We start from the raw sequence: 18398 nt of genomic DNA on the forward strand, positions 1-18398 counted from the left end.
CCCGGTACGGGGGGGATATTTAGTGCTCGACCTTCGCCAACGATACCGCAGGGGGACAGTCACGCACACGTCCACAATTCAATTTAATTTGGAGGCTCGATATGCCACGACCCAAAAAGCCCAAACATTTAGCCCTGCTTGACGGTTCTGCAAGGAAAAATCCCCAACGATACCGGAATGAGGACAGGTTTCACTCTGATGGGCTGGGAGAGCCGCCAGAACACCTCACAGAGGCGCAGGAAGCGACATGGCGGGAGATCGAGGCAAAGGCTTTGCCGGGGCTTCTGATGGCTTCTGACAGGTTTATGGTAGAGATTGCGGCTTGCCTGCTGGCTGAATATCGGAGCGCGCCTGGGGACTTCCGGAGTGGCAAGCTGACGACTCTGAACAGCCTGCTCTACAAGTTGGGGCTTACCCCTGGCTCTGCTCAGAGGTTCGGGATTGAGACTGCTAAAAAGGACTTGGCAGACAACCCGTTCGCTCAGTTTTAGGACTGAACTTCCCTCAGGTCTACGCCTGACTTGCCCGCCACGGCGGGCTTTTTTTGGTTATTCCCAGCGATACAACTAAACTTGATTCTCTACTTGTAACCGGATGGTTTACAACATCTCACGAGGAGACCGATCATGGACGAATGCTTAACCATAACAGGAACTATACTCACCACGTTAGGCTCAATGCTTGTAGCTTACAGGGCGTTCAAATTGACCGGAGCAATCGAGAAGGTTCTAAAGCTTCACGAAGGCTGGCTTATTAGCGTCAGCGAATTTGTGACCTCCTCTCAGGAGAATCAGGCACTAGTTACTATCAGGCCAGGGAAAGACTCGTTAGAGTTCGAATTCAAGGCATGGCTGTTTTTGTTGGGGTTTACGCTGATTGGATTAGGGCTGCTTTGTCACGCCGCGAGATATGTCTTTTAGCCGAAAGCGCCCAATTGCCTAGACCTTTGTCCCCGAGCATTCAGGATAGATGATCTTCACTCGCTCAATGCTCATATCAGCCACGACAAGTCCCGCACCGAACCCAATCAACAGACCGAGAACGACACTGTAGAACACCAGGCGCTTGGCGGATTGGCGGGCTTCTCTTTTGATTGTTTCGTGCTTGTCCATGCAGAGAGCATAAACCATTGCTTTTAAAAAACGTCCCCTTTTGGGGACTCCTGAGCTATATTTGCCTTTATGAAATTAAATTTCGGAATGTTACTTTAAATGAATCAAGGAATTGACCGATGGCCCTAATTAACTGCCCAGAGTGCAACAAGGAAGTTTCCGACAAAGCCCCTGCGTGTCCAGGCTGCGGAGCGCCGATTGTTGCTGCAAAGGAATCATCCGGGAGCGGCGTTGCTGAACTGACCACGGTTCAGGAGACTAGCAAGAAGTTCAAACTGCAAAGCCTGATATCTGTCTCCCTGTTCCTCCTAGGGGTGTTCATCCTCATGCTGAACGCTGGCCCGCAAGACCCTAAGATGGCCGCAGCCGGATCGTGGTCCCTGCTGATCGGCGTTATCTGGTATTGCGTCAACCGCTTCCGTATCTGGTGGCACCACAAATAGGCGAATGCGCTATTCAATACCTCGAGGGCTTCGACTTGATTGTGGGATTGAATGCCTTTTCGACAATTGGCCGTAGAGCCTGATCTACCGTTTCTCTAAAAGCCAAAACCAGTCTTCCCGCCTCACAGCAGGGTCTAGTTTCTCAAGCATGTCTAAGGCTTTGTAGATTGCGCTGATCAGATTGTCGGTATCGTTATCCATTGGACAAGAATAGCTCCATTCGTAGACCGGCGAAGCCTGGTGGTTGGATATGACGGAACGTCACCTTTTGAGCGGATACATTGGCTGTCTTTGGGATAGTGGATAAGTTGGGTAATTTGCACTTAGAAAAGATCTCAATCAATTGCGATACGGCGCTAGTCACTCGTCGGGCCACCTATTTGCATAAGTTAGAAATTGCCATGCTCATTAAAATAGTATCGCATTGACTTTAAAGACAATTGTTATACATTTCTCTGAAATTCGGATACTTTTGATCTGCCAATTTAGTGCAATTGTCCAAAATGTTCGAATTGTTAGTTTCAGTCAATTGTTGGACCATGCATGAAATGTGAAAGTCATCCCATCTTTTTTTAAGTTCGTAATATTCATTTCCACATTTCTGTATTGTTTTTGCCTTGTTGTATTCTGCGTAAGCCACGTTTTCAAAATCTAGGCCGTATAATTCTAGCTCCTCTGCGGACAATATTTTGATATTGTCGGAGGTAACTACGTTCATAACGTCAACAATAGTGGGGGAAACTCCAAATTTTCCGTAATATTTTTTTAACACTGGGGTCAAATTTTCATACTGCTCTAGATACTGGGAAAAGCTCAGAGATTCGGTAGATATTTCGGTAGAAAATGGACGGTGAATCCCTATTTTTCCACCAGGAATTCGTTGCCAACCTGCAGCATAAATTAATACGCAAGCGCTAAAACATCTCTCGGCATGATGAACTGAAGTTGGCATTTTTCGCTGAGCAACAAATTCGCCGATTTTCATTGCCTCTGAGATCAACCCACCGGGACTATCGAGCTCCAAGTAAGGCGTCTCCCAAGGCTCCAGTGTATTGTCTGTCACAGCCACGATAAACTTTAGTTGGGGCAGTGTCCTTTGCGTAATCTCACCGCGAAGATAGATACCTGTAATTTTACAATTACTGCCATATTTTTCTGGTATATCCAACCGAATACTTTCAGGTGAAACGCCACTGTCGAATTGCGGCAATCCAGTAATAATTGAAGTAGAACAGCCAAGCTGAGATAGAGAAATATCTATAGACGAATTGTCAGACACGGCAGAAGCTGTCTCACTTCTGTTTAGAAAAAATGTGGCAATCAGTAGAAGTAGTACCCGTGTGAAAATCATTTCAGAACTCTCCCGCGTACGACAATCTTCCCAGAGTCTTTACATTTTAAACAATGATTCTATATGCAAATAAAAGGCACATTGGACTGCACTACACAAACAGGTGTCAACATGGGTGTCGGTCAAAACCTGACATTCTCGTTAGGCCAAGGAAGCCCTCTGGCTATTTTTGATGTTTACTAGTGCTTGCTTGTACTAGAGGTAAGTATGTGTAGTGTTGATGGAATTAGAGTTCAAAGGTTGCAAACGCGTTCACCGCTGGCAGTCTAATTCCTGTACCTCCTGAATTGAGGAAATCAAAGATGATCTACAGGATTACACCCAAGGGTAAGAGCGCCAACCCACGAGGAGAGCACAATGTGAGGTCCTGGGGCAAAATCAAGGCGTTTATTGAGATGGGAGGGGGAGAGGAGATCACTGAAAATCAATTTCTTTTTGTGGCCGCCGAACACGACCACCCTGATGGTCCAGAAGGCTACCTCTACCACGTCGTGAATCGAAACCAGTGGCTGGAACCAATTTAGTGATAAAGGAAAGCACACGAAGCCACAACCCCTGTTAGTTGGGGCTGTTGACTCGGTGCTGACTCGGAATGTCTGACTTAGCGTCGCAATGTCGTAAGTCATTGATTTAGTGGTAGCTACGGATGGACTTGAACCATCGACCCCAGCATTATGAATGCTGTGCTCTAACCAGCTGAGCTACGTAGCCACAATCAAGTGTTCGGGAAACGGGTCTTCCCGAGAGGCGCGAATTTTCCAGAAATACCGCAGGCAAGTCAAGTCTCTCAGGTGGATCTGTTGCTGTGACTTTTCCCCAGTCGGGCTATGGCGTGAAGCCGGCGGCTGGGCTATTTTTGCCCAATGCTCCCGCGCCTGAAACTTCGTCTCCTCCTGGTCCTGCTGATTCCGCTGGTACCGGGGCGCTACTGCGTCGCCCAGGAATTGACCCCGCGTGCATACTGGCCGGCCCCCCAGGGCACCGAGGTCCTGACACTCGGGCTGTCCTACACAGATGGCGACACGGTGCCCGATCCCTCACTCCCGGTATCCGGCATCGACTCGCAGATAACCACCGCCTTTGCCTCCTACCTGCGCACCTTCAGCCTCTGGGGGCGCACCGCCTCGGTCGTGCTGCAGCAACCCTATTCCACGGGCACGACCACGGCCAACCACGAGGTGTTGGGCAAACTGGAGCGCGATTACCAGGGGGTAGGGGACTTCTCCGCCACCCTGGGCGTAAACCTGCTCGGTGCACCGGCCATGTCGCGGGAGGAATTCGCCGAGCTGCGGCGCAATCCCCATCCGATTCTCGGCGCCAGTGTGCGCGTGCTCGCGCCCACCGGCCGCTACCAGGAGGATCGCCTGATCAATGTCGGGGCCAACCGCTGGGCGGTCAAGGCGGAGCTGGGCTATATGACCGCGCTGCGGCCCCAGTGGCTGCTGGAATTTGAACTCGGTGCCTGGATATTCGGTGACAACGACGACTTTGTGGGCATGAAGCGTGAACAGGACCCGATCTACGCACTGCAGACCCACCTCATCCGCCGCTTTTCCGCCGGTTTCTGGGTATCCCTGGACGCGAATATCTACCGTGGAGGCCGTGGCAAACTGGATGGCCGCAAGCTGGACGACCTGCAGCGCGATTCCCGTTTCGGTATCAACCTCGCCGTGCCCTTCGCCGGCAGGAACGTGGTCAAGCTCAGCTATGCCATGGGCTCGGTAAACGATTCAGACGAGAACTTTGATATCTACCAGCTGACCTACCAGCGCCTGTTGTAGCCAGCGGCGGGACTCAGTCAGCAGTCGCTGTCAGCGTTTCCACCTTTTGCAACGCGCTTCGATGGCAGTTCCTCCGCCAGTAACAGCCCGACGTTTTGCCCCGCTTCGGCGCGCTCGATTATTTTGCGGTAGCGTTCAATGGCGGCAACCGTGAAGGGCTGGGGTGCGCTGTCCACCAGTGGCACACACACGGTTTCCCCTGCGCTGATCGCGCCGCTCTCGACGATACCCACCATGATGGTGCCGCGTCCGGTGATAGCGAAGGCGTCCTGCACCTTCATCGAGAAGCCGCTGTCGTCCTCCGCTGCGGCGAACTGGCAGGGCAGGGCTGCCAGGAGCAGTGTGAAAACGGCCGCTGCGCCGCCGTTCAGGCGCCAGGGATGGCGCTGATTGCAGACCTGGATTTTATCGATCATTGGTTTTCTCCTCGGTCAGTGTCAGATAGCGTCGGCGAGTACTGCTTCATTCGCCTTGTAGAGCGCGTAATTGTGCTCGATGGCGTCGGATCCGGTGCCCTGCTGCAGGCGTGCGGTCCGCAGTTGCCCCTTGACCCAGGTGTGTTCCGCCCAGTTGCCGCCGCCGGACTTGAGCACCTCCATCTCGATGTTGTTCATACTGACCACCTTGCCCATGGTCCGGTACATCGCGATGAGGTCGGCGGTGGATTTGGTTTCCTTGCCCTGTAATTCCGCCTCTGCTTTCTTCACCTGGGCCGCCTGTTCCGCCATCGCCGCGCGGCTTTTCTCGATCACCGACACCAGCTCGCGCACCTGCTGTTTGCTGACCTTGCCGTTGGCGGGCGGCTCGAATTCGTCTTCGCCGGCCGCCTGCATCAGCGCTGCCTGGCGCTGGGCCTCGGCGAGCATGCCGCCACCGGAGGAAATTTCCACGGGTTTACCGCTGCGGCTACCGTAGCCCGAGTCCACGTCGGGACGCAGGCCGATGACCGTCAGTATGCCGGCGACGATCATGTTGGCTACCAGCGTGACCACCAGCGTGGCGACAAAGTGCAGTGTGCGCTTTTCGCCGGGGACACCCAGCGCCAGCGGCACGATCCGGTACAGCAGCACCAGCGACCAGATGCCGCCGGCCAGCGACACCAGGAAGCCGAGCCAGGGAATCAGGGCGCCGGCGATGCCGCCCAGGCAGGCGGGTATGGCGCTCAGAGAGACCGCGGCGAAGGCGCGGTCAAAGTTCGGCTGGCCGCCAAAGGTACCGGCCAGGAAATTGATGATAAACACCAGCAGGGTGAAGCCGGCCGCCGCTGCAACCAGGCTGTAGACCCAGGCCATCAGCAGGCTGCCCCCCAGCAGGTAGGCGGAGAAGCCGCCCATCATCCAGGTGAAGAGCACGCTGAGGATGATGTTGGCCAGCAGCAGCGGGCCGGTCAGCAAGGCCAGCGTCTTCTGCCAGGCGGGCGTTGCGGCCAGGTAGGTATTCCAGGTGGGCTCCGGCGCCAGCAGGCCGCCCTTGACCAGTTCCACAGTTTTGCGGACGTCGAACTCCATTACAGCACTCCTTTGATCCCCGAGGGTTTAATCCAGTTTCAGTTCTACTGCGCTCTCGCCGGGAATTTCGACCTGGTCGAAGGTCCGCGGCGGCTCTGTCGCCACTACCACATCGTAATAGCCCGCCTCGAGCTCTACCGGCGGGCCGCCCACCTGTCCCGAGGCGACCTCATTGCCGTTGCCGTCGAGCACCCTGTAGGGCACCCGCAGGGCCTGCTCCAGCGCGTCCTGCAGTCCCTCGCGGTTGTCAGCCGCGTAGTAGCGTCCATTGCCCAGCGCGGCCCATGACTCGAACTGTGAGGCCAGTTCCGGGTCGCCGATGGCGAAACCGACGATGTTCAGGTTGACGTCGAAGCCCTTGTCGCGCAGTGCTTCGATGACCGCGGCGGGATCGCCTTCACAGGTTTCCTCGCCATCGGTGACCAGGATGACGACGCTGGACTTGCGTCCCTGCAGGTCCGTCTCCACGGCCGCCAGGGAATCGGCGATTGGCGTACGCGCCAGGTTCATGGCCTGGATGCCGCCGATGGTGTTGGCGGCGGCCGCCGGGTCGAGCGGGGCGAGGGGAATCTCCAGGTCGGTGCGGCAGGAATCGATCTCGCGGTGGCCGAAGACCCGCAGGGCCAGCGGCGTGCCCGCCGGGATTTGTTTGCGCACCGCGTCGGTGAGCACCTCCCGGGCGATGGCGATGCGCCGTTTGCCGTCCACCCGTTGCAGCATCGAGCCGGAGGCATCGAGGATCAGTTCGATGGCGGTGCCACCACTCGCCGTGTTGCCCGCGTCACCCGGCAGCACGAGTAGCTGCCCGGGCCCGGGAGCTTCGCGGAATTCACTGGAAGGCTGCAGGGTATACCCGGCGGGGCGGCGCATCAGTGTCGCGGCGCGGTCGAAGGCAATTTCCATTTCCCCCTCGTAGCGCAACTGGTTGAAATGACCCGCATCGATGCTCGCCCAGTCGCGCATCACGTCGAGGTGCCAGCGTTTGTTGCCCGCTACCTGCACCGCGAAGACGCGCGGCCGGGCCTTGCGCAGTTCCGTCCAGGCCTTGCCGTCGGCGGTGGTTTCGCCGTCGGTGATCACCATGATCGCCTTGGTGCCGGGGCGCGGGGCGAGTTCCGCGGAGGCCTTTTTCAGGGTGGTCATGGCGGCGCTCGAACCCAGGCCGCGGTCGAACTCGTTGAGCACCGTCTGCAGCATGTAGGGCTCACCCAGCCAGTCCCGCAGCAGCGGTCCGTGGGGGAAGGGCATCAGGTTCACCGCCTCGCGGCCGGGCACCACCTGGCTGCTGAAGGCGACCAGGGCATTGCGGATACGCGGAATCATGCTGGCCACACTGGGGCTGGTGTCCCAGGAAAACACCACGTTGCGCGGCGGCTCGGAGACCCGCAGCCAGGCTTCGCTGCCGGGGGCCAGCGCGGCCTCGTAGCGGTGCTGGTCCAGGGTCTTGCCGTCGTCGACACGCCGCAGGGGGACCTGGAGTCCCTCGGCGTCCTCCATTGCCAGCACGGTGCGCACGGTCGGGCTCCCGCCCAGTGCGAGGGTCAGGGTATTGTGCCCTGCGGGTAACTGCAGCCGGTACCAGTGTTCGAGCTTCCTGTTCAGTGACACCTCGCCGCCCACGCTGTCGCCGGGCGCCAGTGCCGCTGCCCGCGCCCGCGAGTCATTGCCCGAGACCGGTTCGGCGGGGGCTTCGGGCAGACCGGCCTGCCACTCGTAGAAGGCGCGGTAATTGGTGTCGCCCCATTCCGTCAGTACCGAGCGATAGTCGGCGGCGGTGGGGCGCTCGTGGATGCGGATGACATCCGGCTGGAAGCCGCCCCGGGCCCCCTCGACGAAGCGGGCCGACAGGCGGACGAAACGCGCCCAGGCCGGCTGTGCGAGGTCGATCACGGCGCCCTCGCGCCCCGGGGCCAGTGCGGATTCTCCCAGTACTACCCAGGGACCTGCCGGCGATTCCAGGCTGGCCGATACGGTGAGGTGGTCGAAGTGGTGGTCGCTTGCCGGCTGCCCCTCGCGATTCAGCCATTCGATCCGGCTCACCTGGGCTGCGCGATTGCGGTTGAAGCCAATCACGAAATCCTTGACGCCACCGGCATCGGCCTTGATGTTGCGAGCCTTGCCGTCGTCCAGCAGGATGTCCTCCGGCCCCGAGCTCTCCGGGTTTTCCCAGACCACATGTCCGCCCAGTTCCGGGCGGGCGATATCAAAACCCGCGCCGGCGGAAAGGTCGAAGCCGGGTTCGAGGATGACTTTCCATTCGGAGAGTTCGATGGCCTCGCAGCGGCTGGCTTCCTCCCAGTTGGCGTCGATGCGCAGGCGGGCGAAGCGCGCGTTTACCGTGCGGCCTATAGCGAAGGACTGCTCGGTCAGGACCGGTTGCGCCGCAAAGCTCATCACTTCCTCGTAGTTCTCGCCGTCCATGGACAGCAGCAGGGTGGCGCGACGAATGAACAGGAAAGGCCGGTGCCCGCCGAAGAAGTTGAGGCCCACCCCGGCCACCGGCAGCGGGTCCGTGCCCGGCAGTTCGAGGGTCAGGAGCGGCGAATCGTCGCCGCCGTCACAGCGGCCTTTGCTGCGCAGTGCCGCGCTGGTGCCGTCGAACACCAGGTCGTCGCGCAGGAATTCGGGCCGGACCAGGTGGGCGATATCCCCGGACCAGTCGCCGCCGAAGGGCGTCCAGGCCGCATTGAAACCACCGCGCAGGGAATCCGCAATCGGCCAGCTGTATTCCGGGGCGAGGGGCGGCGCAGCGCGCTGCGGTTCGATCTCCTGCCAGGTTTCCACCTGGCGCCCGGACGCGTCGCGGACCGCGGCGCTGATGCGCACCGGTCGCCCGGCCCAGGCATCGGCGGGGACGCGCACCGTCACCGGAATGGCACGCGTCTCGCCCGGCTGCAGGGTCACTGCCTGCTCCTGCGGATTCACCTGCCAGCGGTGATCGCTGGTGGCTACCTCGAGCACGCTGTCGATGGCTTCGCTGCCGGTATTGCTGATGGTCAGCTCGGCCGCAAGGCGCTGCCCCGTCCACTGGTAGGCGGAGACGGGCTCGGCGGGCAGTGACAGTGCGATGTCGAGCGTCGGCTCGCCGCCGGTCGGTACCAGTTCACCGCCGGGAAAGACCAGTTGCAGCCGGTAGTCCTTGTTGCGCGAGTCCAGCATCAGGCGGTTGGCTTCGCCCGCCGGCAGCGTGGCGCGATAACCCGGCAGTTCGCGGTCGAAGCGCAACGGTTTGCGCTGTGCGTAATAGGGGCCCAGTGCCACACCGCCCAATTCTTCAGCGGTCTGCATCTGCAGTTCCACGTCCGTATCGAATACCGGCAACTGGTAGTAGTCCCAGTCCCGCCAGTCGCCGCTGCGTCCCTGCAGCAGCAAATCCGCCGGTAGCGGGGCGGCCATGTGCACCTTGCCGATGCCGTTCGGTTCGCAGTCCGTCGGACAGGAAAAGCGCGGTTGGCGCTGCAGGGAAAGCGAGTACTCGGCGTCGCTGGGTTGCACTGCGGTGATCTTGAGCTGGTAGTCTCCCGGCGGGAACAGCCCGTCGATGACCAGGGGCTCGCCCGCTGCGAGGGGCCGGCCGTTGCCTACGGTTTCACCGTACCAGTAGAGGTCCATCCACAGGTGGCCGTCGGCGGGCGGTTGCAGCTCCAGTTTGATGTGGTCGTCGTTGGCGAGGAAAAAGCGGTAGTTGTCGCTGTCCGACTTGTTGGTCACCAGGCCCTTGCGGGTCTGGTCGAAGGCCAGGCGCTGCCGGTTGTTGTTGTCGTTTTCCTCCAGTTCCCCATCCGGGTCGGGTGGCCCGAGGGGGCGCGCCAGCACGGTGTACTCGCCGCCCTCGTCACCGCGCCTGGCGCTGACCTGCAGGTGGTGGGTGCCGGGCAGCAGGAAAAGGTCGTCCAGGCGCACGCGCCGCTGGCCGGCCTCGGTGCGCACCCCGCCGCGCTTTTCGCCGGCGCCGTTGTAATAGTTCACCTCGTGGATATTGTCGCCGATGACCTGGAAGCGCCACATCTGCGCCTTGTCGGGAATCTGGAAGCGGTAGTAATCGCGGTCCTGCCCGGTAAAGCGGCCCTTGATGCGCTGTCCCTCCGGTACCGCGGCGGCGTTATCGATATTGTCGTTGGGCTCGGCTTCGCGGCCCGGGGTGATCGGCCCCTGGCCGTGCAGGCTCAACGTCCAGTTGGTTTCGTCGGCGCGCTGCAGGCCGACGCCCCAGTCCCCCGGCGGCAATACCAGGTCGGGCAATTCCAGCGGCGTCGTCCCGTCCCGGCACTGCAGCGTGGTCCACTGGTCATCGTAGATGCAGATCTGCATGCGCGCGGCGGGCGTTCCGTCCACGCGCAGGGCGAGCACCTGGTCGGCGCTGGCTTCGTCGAGGGTAAAGCGGAAGATGTCCGCGGAATCGCTGCGGTCGATACGGCCGGTCACCGGCTGTGCGACCAGGTCGACGCGGTTGGCCAGCGCGCCCTGGTTGTTGGGTTCGGCTTCCTCGCCCTCGATGCGCTGCCCCGCTGCGCGGCTGCTGACGGCGTGGATGAAGCCGGGTTCCGCGGCTACCAGTTCCAGGTACCAGGTGCCCGGCGGCGGGGCCAGGTCGGAAAACAGCACGCGGCCGTGGCTGTCGGCGCTGTCCTGCAGCAATTCCTTGCCCTCGCTGTCCACCAGGCGCACGCGGAGCTTGCGCCCCAGCGGCGCGCGGACCTCGATGTCCCAGCGCTGGGTCGCTTTCTGTTCGTCGAAGGTGAAGGCGTACCAGGTGCGCTCCAGCGATTCAAAGGTGGAAAACCTGCGCCCGGGAATGATCGACTGGGCGCTTTCCTGGGTTTCCCGCGGGCCGGGATTGCGGCTGACGGGAAAGGAATCGCCCTCGCTGATCAGGAACTGCCAGGCGCCGTTTTCCTCTGCAGCTGCTTCCCCGTCCCCCGCAGCCGCCTCCAGCGCCTCTCCCTCTGGGGAGCCCTCGCTGCCGAAGGACAGGCCGATGGCCGGTGGACGGTAAGCACCGCCACCCTTGGCGGGGCCGCCCGCATGGGCGAGACCGATCAGGTATTCGCCGGGTTCGAACAGCTGGTTGCGGTGGATGGACGGGGTGACGCCGTCGCGGGTGCCCATTTTCATGATCCGCTCGACGCTGGCGACGCCAGTGCCATCCTCGGTATTTTCTACCCGCACCACCTCGACGATGGTCAACGCGCCGGGAATACCGTGCAGTTCAAAGTCCCAGTGTTTGCGGGCGTCGTTGTCGGAGACCGTCCACAGGAAACCGTCCTGGTCCTTGCCGACCATGCTGCCATAGAGTTTCACCGCGCCGCTGATCGGCTGGGCCTCGGCGGGGGTGTTGTTGGGCTCGGTTTCGACGACGGTGGGCTGGGCGAGCGTGGTGGAGCCCAGTGATAGCGCTACCATCGAACCAAGGAGAGTGCCCAAACCCCGGGAAAAAGCCTGATACCTCCGGGCATGCGCCAGATCAAAAATCATGGTTATCTTGCCCAGGACGGTTCACATAACAACGTCGGGTCAAACAGGAAAGTTCCCGCTGTATCCCAGCCCGCCCCAGTGCTCACGCCTGCCCTTGCAGCGATGCTGGCATAGTTGCTATTAACGCCGAGTTGACCCAGCAGCTTGAGCCCGGCCAAGCCCTCAGCGACTGCGCTCAGGGCCATTCCAAATGCAAACATTGCTCCTGACATCAGACTGCAACAGCTCAGGGAAACCAGTTCCCGCACGTCCTCGGCCGAGCTTTTCGGGTTGTAACGGGAAACACAATTCCCGAGTGAAATGGTGAGCGAAAGCATCGATATTCCGAGGCCCATGACTTTCAGGTATTCGACGGATTCACTGCCTCGGCCGTCGGCAATCTGTCCCACGGTATCCCCGGTCAACGGATCAACCCGCCACCAGCCGGCCGGTCCTTCCTGGGCATAGTCGGCAACGACGAGCACCGCCCCGCGTTCGAGGTCGCTTTGCATGCTCGCGCGAGTATTGTCGTCAACCCGGAGGGCCCTGAGATCGCTTTCATCTCGCACCACCCGTTTTTTGGCCCCTGCAGCAACCGCGTCGGCCATAGCTTGCATGGTGTTGAATCGGGAGGTCGCCGGGGGTAACTGGTCGCCCTCGACGAAGGTATCCCAGACACCGGCCTTCATGACATCAGCAGGATCGAGCGCAGCTTTGCCGTTTTCTATTGCGGCTATTGAGCGGCGGGGGTTCTGCACGATGTCGACGGCGCTGATCATTCCCCCGCCGGATGTAAGGCCCTCGCGTTGCACGACCAGGGTAGGGGCGGGGCGGTAGAGCAAATGCTTCCTGTTGAGTGTTTCCGCCTGGTCCAGGTGCAGGAACATGGACAGGTGTCCGGCCCAGGCACTGGGAACTTCACTCAGCAGCTTTTCGAATTGCTCTGGCTTTAGCGGATTATTTTCTGATTGGCGGATTAGCGCGTCGACCACGGGACGCGAATCCAGTAGCTGCTGCAATGCATAGTCCAGAACCAGTTCATTGGGTATGGAGCCGTTTGCCAGCATGAACGAATGTCGCTGGACCAGGGGGGCGAGTTCGTCAGGAGACAGCGAAACATCTTTATCGCCAACCTTTCCTGAACGGCGGGCCGCGGGGCCGATACGGTCGATGGTGGTACGGCGATAGATTTTTTCGCTGCCGTCGGGGGCGATCAGGGTAAATTCCAGCCATTGGCCGGTCAGTACCGGCAGGGCTTTCTGGTCGAACTGGCCGAGTGCATCACCAAACAGGTCGCCCACCGTTGCGAATATCCCGGCAGACGCCGAACTGGCCGCCATTGGATCAATCAGCGTGCCACGGGTGTCAAAAAAACTGGCCTGCTCGGGCAGGGCATTGTTGAACAAGGGTACGAACCAACGTGCATTTTCCAGGAATGAGGTTGACTGAAATGTAGCCGTCGGGTTTGCCAGCATATTATCGGGCGCGTTGGCAAACTCAATGGGAACGGCGTTGAGATTGGCGGTGGGTCTTTCCCAGGGCGCCATCACCGGCATACTGGTAAGCACGCCGTTTTGCAGTTTCTCGATGAATACCTGGAAGCGAAATCGATGCAGTAGTTCCTCGGGGACTTGCTCTGCGAAATAGGCGTTGGCTGTAACCTCGATAGTGTTGCCTTCCTGCAGGACTGGATGAATATCCCGCCAGTCCTCGCTGCTGAGTTCGCGGGCCTGTACCCAGAAGTAATCGCGGGCTTCTTCCACGACGGTTTCGGTCAGCGCGGAACTCGACTTGCCGGTTGAGATCTCCAGCATTTCTCCGAGTTCTGCCGATACAGCGAGTAACTCGCTGTAGTTGGCGTACTCCGCCGGATCGAAGTTGTCTGTGTGACTGGTGCTCAGGGCTTCCTTAGCGGCAGGGTCGAGGCGATCATAGTTGCCGGTATTCTTCAGCAGGCTGACAATCACGCTGGCGACATTTGCAGTGTCTGCAGCGGGACGGGGAGTGATATTTTCATCCAGCAAGGTCTGTGCTTGCTGGGTAGTCAGGGTGGTACGCGCGATCCGCGCATCAAAACCCGCATCGCGCAGCAGTTTCGCCAGCAGTACGGCCTGGTCCGCGGCATTGCCGGCGCGGCTCATCAGGGTACCTTGCGGGCCGCGCAGTACACCCAGGTAGGGTTCAAAGATCACTTCGTTGCGCACGAACTCGACCAGGTTCTCCGCGTCGTAATCCGCAGCGTCCAATACGGCATCGAGGTCGAAGGCCGTACGGTCGATCTCGCTCCTGGCCACTTCGGCAGCGTTGAACAGGCGATCCATTTCCGTGTGAACATCATTACCGCCAGGGCTCTGGCCGCCTGGAAGTGAAGCCCTCAAGGGGGCTGCGGGAAGCCAGACCAATAGCGCCGACAGACCAATCGACACAACTTTGCGAAAACTCATTTTGCCCCAACCCCCTGTTGAGAAGCGCAGATGCGCTTTTGCCGGCTAACGTTTGATGCACCGGACCGGTCCCCACTTGCCGGCTAACCTTAACCCTGGTGCTATGTTGTTATTTCGCTGCAGCATGTCCAGCGTACAGACAATGTAGTCCAAATTCGCGGTCCCATTGGGTTTTGTCCCCGCTACGGAGCGGTTTCCGCCTGTAAGTGCCAGGCTCGCCGTAGTGCTTGACTGCCGGGACCGTGGAGCTGGAAACCTGTCAGTCAAAAATACTGAAGACCTTGTCCAGCGCCTTATCGACGGCCTTGTCGGTTGCGCTGTCTATCGCGTTGTCGGCGCGGTTTTCCTGCCGGTCCTGTTGGCGCTCGGCTTTGTCGCCGAAGATCTTGCCCAGGAACCCGGATTTTTCCTCGCCTTCCGCGCCGCTATCTGCCGGGGCCTGGCTGCCGGAGGAGCCGGAGCTGGCAACATTACCGCCGCCGAAGTTGATGCCGAAATCGGGCAGCTCGGTCGGCTTGGCCGGCAGTTCAAAGCGCGCGGCGGATGGTGTGCCGTCGCCGAAGGAAACAACCTGGAAGGAGTCGCCGTAACGCAGCATGCCCTGGTCATCCATGACCGACTCGAATTTCTCGCGTCCCTCGGGTTGCGGAGTCTGCATGGCCTCCATCATGGTGGTGCTCATCTGCATGAAGGCGCGGGTCATTTCACGGGCGCGTTTGTCCCTGCTCAGGACCAGGGTCTCGGTACGTTGTTTGCCCCCGTTGTCGATATAGGTCAGCCGGTAGACCTTGCCGCTAATGCCGGCTACCTGTTCCGAGCTGCCGGTGGGTGCAAGGCTGACGAATTTGTGCAGGTCATCGTCACCCAGCATGTTCTGCTGCCCGGCCATCCCGCCGATCTTGCGCATCATGCTGTTCATGGCGATTACCATCGGCTTGCCGTCCTGGCTAATGACACTGTACATCTGCCCATCGCGCAGGATCATGTAGTTGTCAGCCTGCCCCGGCATGCCCATGCGCACGAGGGATTCGTCATACTCCAGCCGCATCTGCTCCGTTCCCCCTCTCCCGGAGTCGATGATTGCGCTGCCGCCTGCGTTGGCCGCGAATGGCACCAGCACTGCCAGTAAAAAGGTGAAAAAGGCCCGTATTTTCATTGTTTTCCTCCACTGGCAGACTATTCAGACTTGCCTGTTACCCATTATTTGAAACGCCGTAATGCTGTGAGCCAGTTCAATTCACAGTGTCTATCCAGGTACTGAGTACACCGGGCGAACAGCCGTACTTCGAGTGCCCCTGGCCAAGAGAGAGCGCGTCGATAATCTGTTCGCAGGAACAACCGGCGGTATCGGCAGTCGAGATCGGCGTTTGGTTACTGCTTTCAAATACCAGCGGATCAGCCACGTTGACGGTCGTCAGGGCGTAGTGATTGGGGCGAAGGACTTCTGTTGGCACGGATTCGGGTATACGCGTCCCGGGGCATGCGTCCAGTGCATCGCTGACGCCGTCGTTGTCTGCATCCTGCTGCCGGGCGCTACAGCCCTCGCTGTCGACCGGTTCTCCCGCCGGGGTATCCGGGCAGCGGTCAGCAGCGTCTGGTACGTTGTCGCCGTCCGTATCGGCGGGCTCGAAGCCTGCGCAGTTGGTATCTTCAGGCTCATCGACACAGAAGCGCTCGATCACCGGCTGTGTATCGAACACCGCGAGTTCCCGCGGCGGGTCCGTTTGCTGGTCCAGCAGTACGACGTGGTTGATGCGATGATCAAAGGGCACCTGGAAAAAGCCGACGGCCTCTGGCAGGCGAATAACAGTCTCGCCCACCTCGGTCTGCTGGTACTCGTACAACGGGTCCCAGATATTCTGTTCGCCAAGGGTCTGGCCTTCCCGGTCGACCAGCCTGAACATCAGCATGGGCGGGTCGTCGTCAGTGGCGGGAGGTGGCACGTCGGTAACTCCGACATCCAGCAGGGTGGCGGTGCCGTCTGCCAGCAGGGAGAACTCCAGGTACAGGGCGCGCCGGGTATCCGCGAGTAACGCATCGAGGTCCGGTATCGGCGCGGTGGCGGGGTCGTTGTCCTGGGCGTGCGCCCGGGGTAATGCAATGCATGCCAGCAGCGCGACGAGAAATGCGGTCATGGAGAGGGTCCGGCTCATGTTTAGCACCTCCCCGCGCGGCATTTGCCGACTTTCCAGTTCATCCGGGTTATCTCTGAATCGCCCACGTGGTAACGGGCCTCACACACAGTCAGACCTCCCGTTGTCGAGGGACATTCCCCCTCGCCACCGGTCTGTTGCATCAGGTCGCGCACCGCGGTCCAGGGGGCCTCGTCATTCCTGTAGTTGGGCTCGAAGATCCAGAGTCCGCCGAGGAAGAAGCCGGAGGCTCCATCGGAAATCAGGGAGCGGCACTGGTCCGGATCGAATCCACGCTCGGTTGCAGCGCTGCGGCACTTGCTGTGCGTGGGCAAAAGGTTCGGCACGTCCGGGACGGTGAAGTACAGGCTGGCGGCGCCAGTGTATTCATCCGACAGGGTGAACGCGGCATGGCCAATCTCGTGGGCCACGACCTGTAACCTGGAGGGATCGAAGCGGGTTGTGAACAGGCTCAGCGCGGCGTTGTCGCGGCAGTCCTGGTCGTGTATCAGGCCCGCAGCGTCGGCAAAGCCATAGCCTTTCCTGTAGCCGTCGGGTTTTTCCTTCTTGCACTTGCTGGAGGAGTCATCCGGGTCACCGGGGGTGACCTTGCCCATGTCGCGGCCCAGCCAGAAGTTGATCTCGCGCTGGTTGGCGACGAACCACGGAATACTGTAGATGCCCTCGTGGATGACCCGGTAGATATCCTCCTGGAACCTGTCCCACGCGCCGGCGCCGAGGCCGTGGCGGTTGACCTCCGGGATGAACACGATATCGATTTTTTCATCCATGGGGCCGTTGTAGATAACCGGTACCGCGCGGATATCGGTGAATTCGGGGGTGCCGATATCCACTTCGCGCCAGCCGCTGAACGCCACTTCGCTGCCGAATTCGGCGCGGCAACCGTAGCGCATCCGGCCGCCGTCGGGGTAGACGGTCAGCTGCATCGAGGAATTGACCTTGGCATCGCCGACGGGGTTTTCCGGATCTGTCCGGTAGATCTCGATGGTGTCGGCGATCAGTTCGTTGCCCTCGGCGTCGATGGTCTCCGCGCGAATGGAGACTGGCTCGCCCTCTGCGGGCCACAGGGGGCGGTGGATACAGCGCACCAGCAGGCCGGCCTCGGGCGTGACCACCGCGCATTCGGGGTCGGCGTCATCGAGCAGACCGTCGCTGTCATCGTCGATGCCGTTACCGCAGACCTCGGCAATGGTATCGCTGATGTCGCCCGACATAACCGGCAGCGTGAAATGCGGGTAGTGCTTGGAGCGGTAGCTCTGCTCGAGCGTGCCGACGTGCATTTCGTAGGCGAAGACGTAGGGGTTGAACCATGCCTCCTCGCGGTACCAGTAGCTCGACGGGGCGAAATTGGTGAAAGGTTCAGAGGCATACCATTTCAAGCCGTATACATTGAACAGGTAGCCCATTTCGCTGCCAGTGCAGCCTTCGCCGATGCTGACCACGCCCCAGATGAGGTCGAGTCCGCGGACTTCGTGTTGCACCGAGCAGCTCGCATCCGGCTGCATGACTTTGGGCAGGCGCCAGGAGGATGAACCGAGATAATTCGCCGCGTTCATCGCGTCGATCCAGTGCAGGGCCGCCGTCCAGGCCATCGCCCCCGACGCACTGTCTATCTGGCCATCGCTGTACTGGGGGCCATTCTCGAGGGCGCTGTCCAGCGGGTGCGGTCCCAGCCAGGTGTCGGTGGGCAAGCCGAAGGTGTTGGTATGTGCCAGCTTTCCGTCCGCGACCCAGGTGATGTCCTGTTCATCGTCATAGTAGGCCTGGTAATCAGTGCCGCCCGGCGTCATCGGGGCCCGTCCGTGCAGGTCGGCAAATGCGCTTGAACTACCCCACAGCAAGCCCGGTAACACCAGGCTGTAGAGACTGAATGTGTGCAGTACGGTTTTCCTGGTCATCACGCTGCGAAGCCTGTGAGCAGCACTGCGATGCATATCCGGATATTCATATTCTTGTTCCTCTGCCGATGGCACAGCCAGATTTGCCGGGATTACCTGACTGTAGCCCAGGACCGGGAGATACAGACATGCGTGCATATACCTATTTTTAAACCCACTACCTATTTTTTGCCGATTTCGCGGAGTTCCGGCCTCCCGGGTTGAGAGCGAAAAGGAATGCCCCTTAGAATGAAACGACGCAACTTTCCGCGACA

The 18398-nt window shown here is 60.0% G+C and carries 13 protein-coding genes and 1 tRNA gene; 4 read left to right on the top strand and 10 right to left on the bottom strand.

Annotated elements, in window-relative coordinates:
• The first annotated feature begins 101 nt into the window (after positions 1-101).
• Positions 102-491: a hypothetical protein gene (locus tag ACNKU3_RS02945; RefSeq protein WP_418257914.1), complete on the top strand. Its 390-nt coding sequence runs from the start codon at positions 102-104 to the stop codon at positions 489-491.
• A gap of 447 nt (positions 492-938) precedes the next feature.
• On the opposite strand, the gene ACNKU3_RS02950 is transcribed toward ACNKU3_RS02945, so the two are convergent.
• Entirely contained in the window at positions 939-1112 is a 174-nt protein-coding gene (locus ACNKU3_RS02950) for a hypothetical protein (RefSeq protein ID WP_418257915.1), read from the bottom strand.
• 119 nt (positions 1113-1231) lie between these two features.
• Here ACNKU3_RS02950 and ACNKU3_RS02955 point away from each other — a divergent pair, with 119 nt between their 5' ends.
• Positions 1232-1555 (top strand): hypothetical protein, encoded by a 324-nt coding sequence (locus ACNKU3_RS02955; protein ID WP_418257916.1) that lies wholly within the window; start codon positions 1232-1234, stop codon positions 1553-1555.
• A gap of 430 nt (positions 1556-1985) precedes the next feature.
• Here ACNKU3_RS02955 and ACNKU3_RS02960 read toward each other — a convergent pair whose 3' ends face one another.
• Entirely contained in the window at positions 1986-2906 is a 921-nt protein-coding gene (locus ACNKU3_RS02960; protein WP_418257917.1) for a hypothetical protein, read from the bottom strand.
• A 302-nt stretch (positions 2907-3208) separates the two neighbouring features.
• Between ACNKU3_RS02960 and ACNKU3_RS02965 the strand changes: the two genes are divergently transcribed.
• Complete coding sequence (locus tag ACNKU3_RS02965; protein ID WP_418257918.1) at positions 3209-3430, top strand: hypothetical protein; 222 nt, start codon at positions 3209-3211, stop codon at positions 3428-3430.
• Between the two features lie 110 nt (positions 3431-3540).
• On the opposite strand, the gene ACNKU3_RS02970 is transcribed toward ACNKU3_RS02965, so the two are convergent.
• Positions 3541-3617 (bottom strand) — tRNA-Met (locus tag ACNKU3_RS02970).
• A gap of 152 nt (positions 3618-3769) precedes the next feature.
• Here ACNKU3_RS02970 and ACNKU3_RS02975 point away from each other — a divergent pair.
• Positions 3770-4687: a transporter gene (locus tag ACNKU3_RS02975; protein ID WP_418257919.1), complete on the top strand. Its 918-nt coding sequence runs from the start codon at positions 3770-3772 to the stop codon at positions 4685-4687.
• A gap of 17 nt (positions 4688-4704) precedes the next feature.
• On the opposite strand, the gene ACNKU3_RS02980 is transcribed toward ACNKU3_RS02975, so the two are convergent.
• The 7 genes from ACNKU3_RS02980 to ACNKU3_RS03010 all read right to left on the bottom strand — a co-directional run bounded on the left by ACNKU3_RS02980 (position 4705) and on the right by ACNKU3_RS03010 (position 18147).
• Positions 4705-5103, bottom strand: coding sequence for a hypothetical protein (locus ACNKU3_RS02980; RefSeq protein WP_418257920.1), 399 nt, complete (start codon positions 5101-5103; stop codon positions 4705-4707).
• 21 nt (positions 5104-5124) lie between these two features.
• A complete protein-coding gene (locus tag ACNKU3_RS02985; RefSeq protein ID WP_418257921.1) occupies positions 5125-6195 on the bottom strand; it encodes a YIP1 family protein in 1071 nt (356 codons plus the stop codon).
• Positions 6196-6222: 27 nt separating this feature from the next.
• Positions 6223-11598 (bottom strand): hypothetical protein, encoded by a 5376-nt coding sequence (locus ACNKU3_RS02990; RefSeq protein WP_418257922.1) that lies wholly within the window; start codon positions 11596-11598, stop codon positions 6223-6225.
• Between the two features lie 74 nt (positions 11599-11672).
• Entirely contained in the window at positions 11673-14093 is a 2421-nt protein-coding gene (locus tag ACNKU3_RS02995) for a hypothetical protein (protein ID WP_418257923.1), read from the bottom strand.
• 259 nt (positions 14094-14352) lie between these two features.
• Positions 14353-15249: a hypothetical protein gene (locus ACNKU3_RS03000; RefSeq protein WP_418257924.1), complete on the bottom strand. Its 897-nt coding sequence runs from the start codon at positions 15247-15249 to the stop codon at positions 14353-14355.
• 76 nt (positions 15250-15325) lie between these two features.
• On the bottom strand, positions 15326-16246 hold the full coding sequence (locus tag ACNKU3_RS03005) for a thrombospondin type 3 repeat-containing protein (protein WP_418257925.1): 921 nt from the start codon (positions 16244-16246) through the stop codon (positions 15326-15328).
• Positions 16247-16248: 2 nt separating this feature from the next.
• Positions 16249-18147 carry a hypothetical protein gene (locus ACNKU3_RS03010; protein WP_418257926.1) on the bottom strand — a complete coding sequence of 633 codons (1899 nt, stop codon included), beginning with the start codon at positions 18145-18147 and terminating at the stop codon, positions 16249-16251.
• Positions 18148-18398 lie beyond the last annotated feature (251 nt).

This window comes from Haliea sp. E17 (assembly GCF_048323675.1).
Classification (GTDB): Bacteria; Pseudomonadota; Gammaproteobacteria; order Pseudomonadales; family Halieaceae; genus Mangrovimicrobium.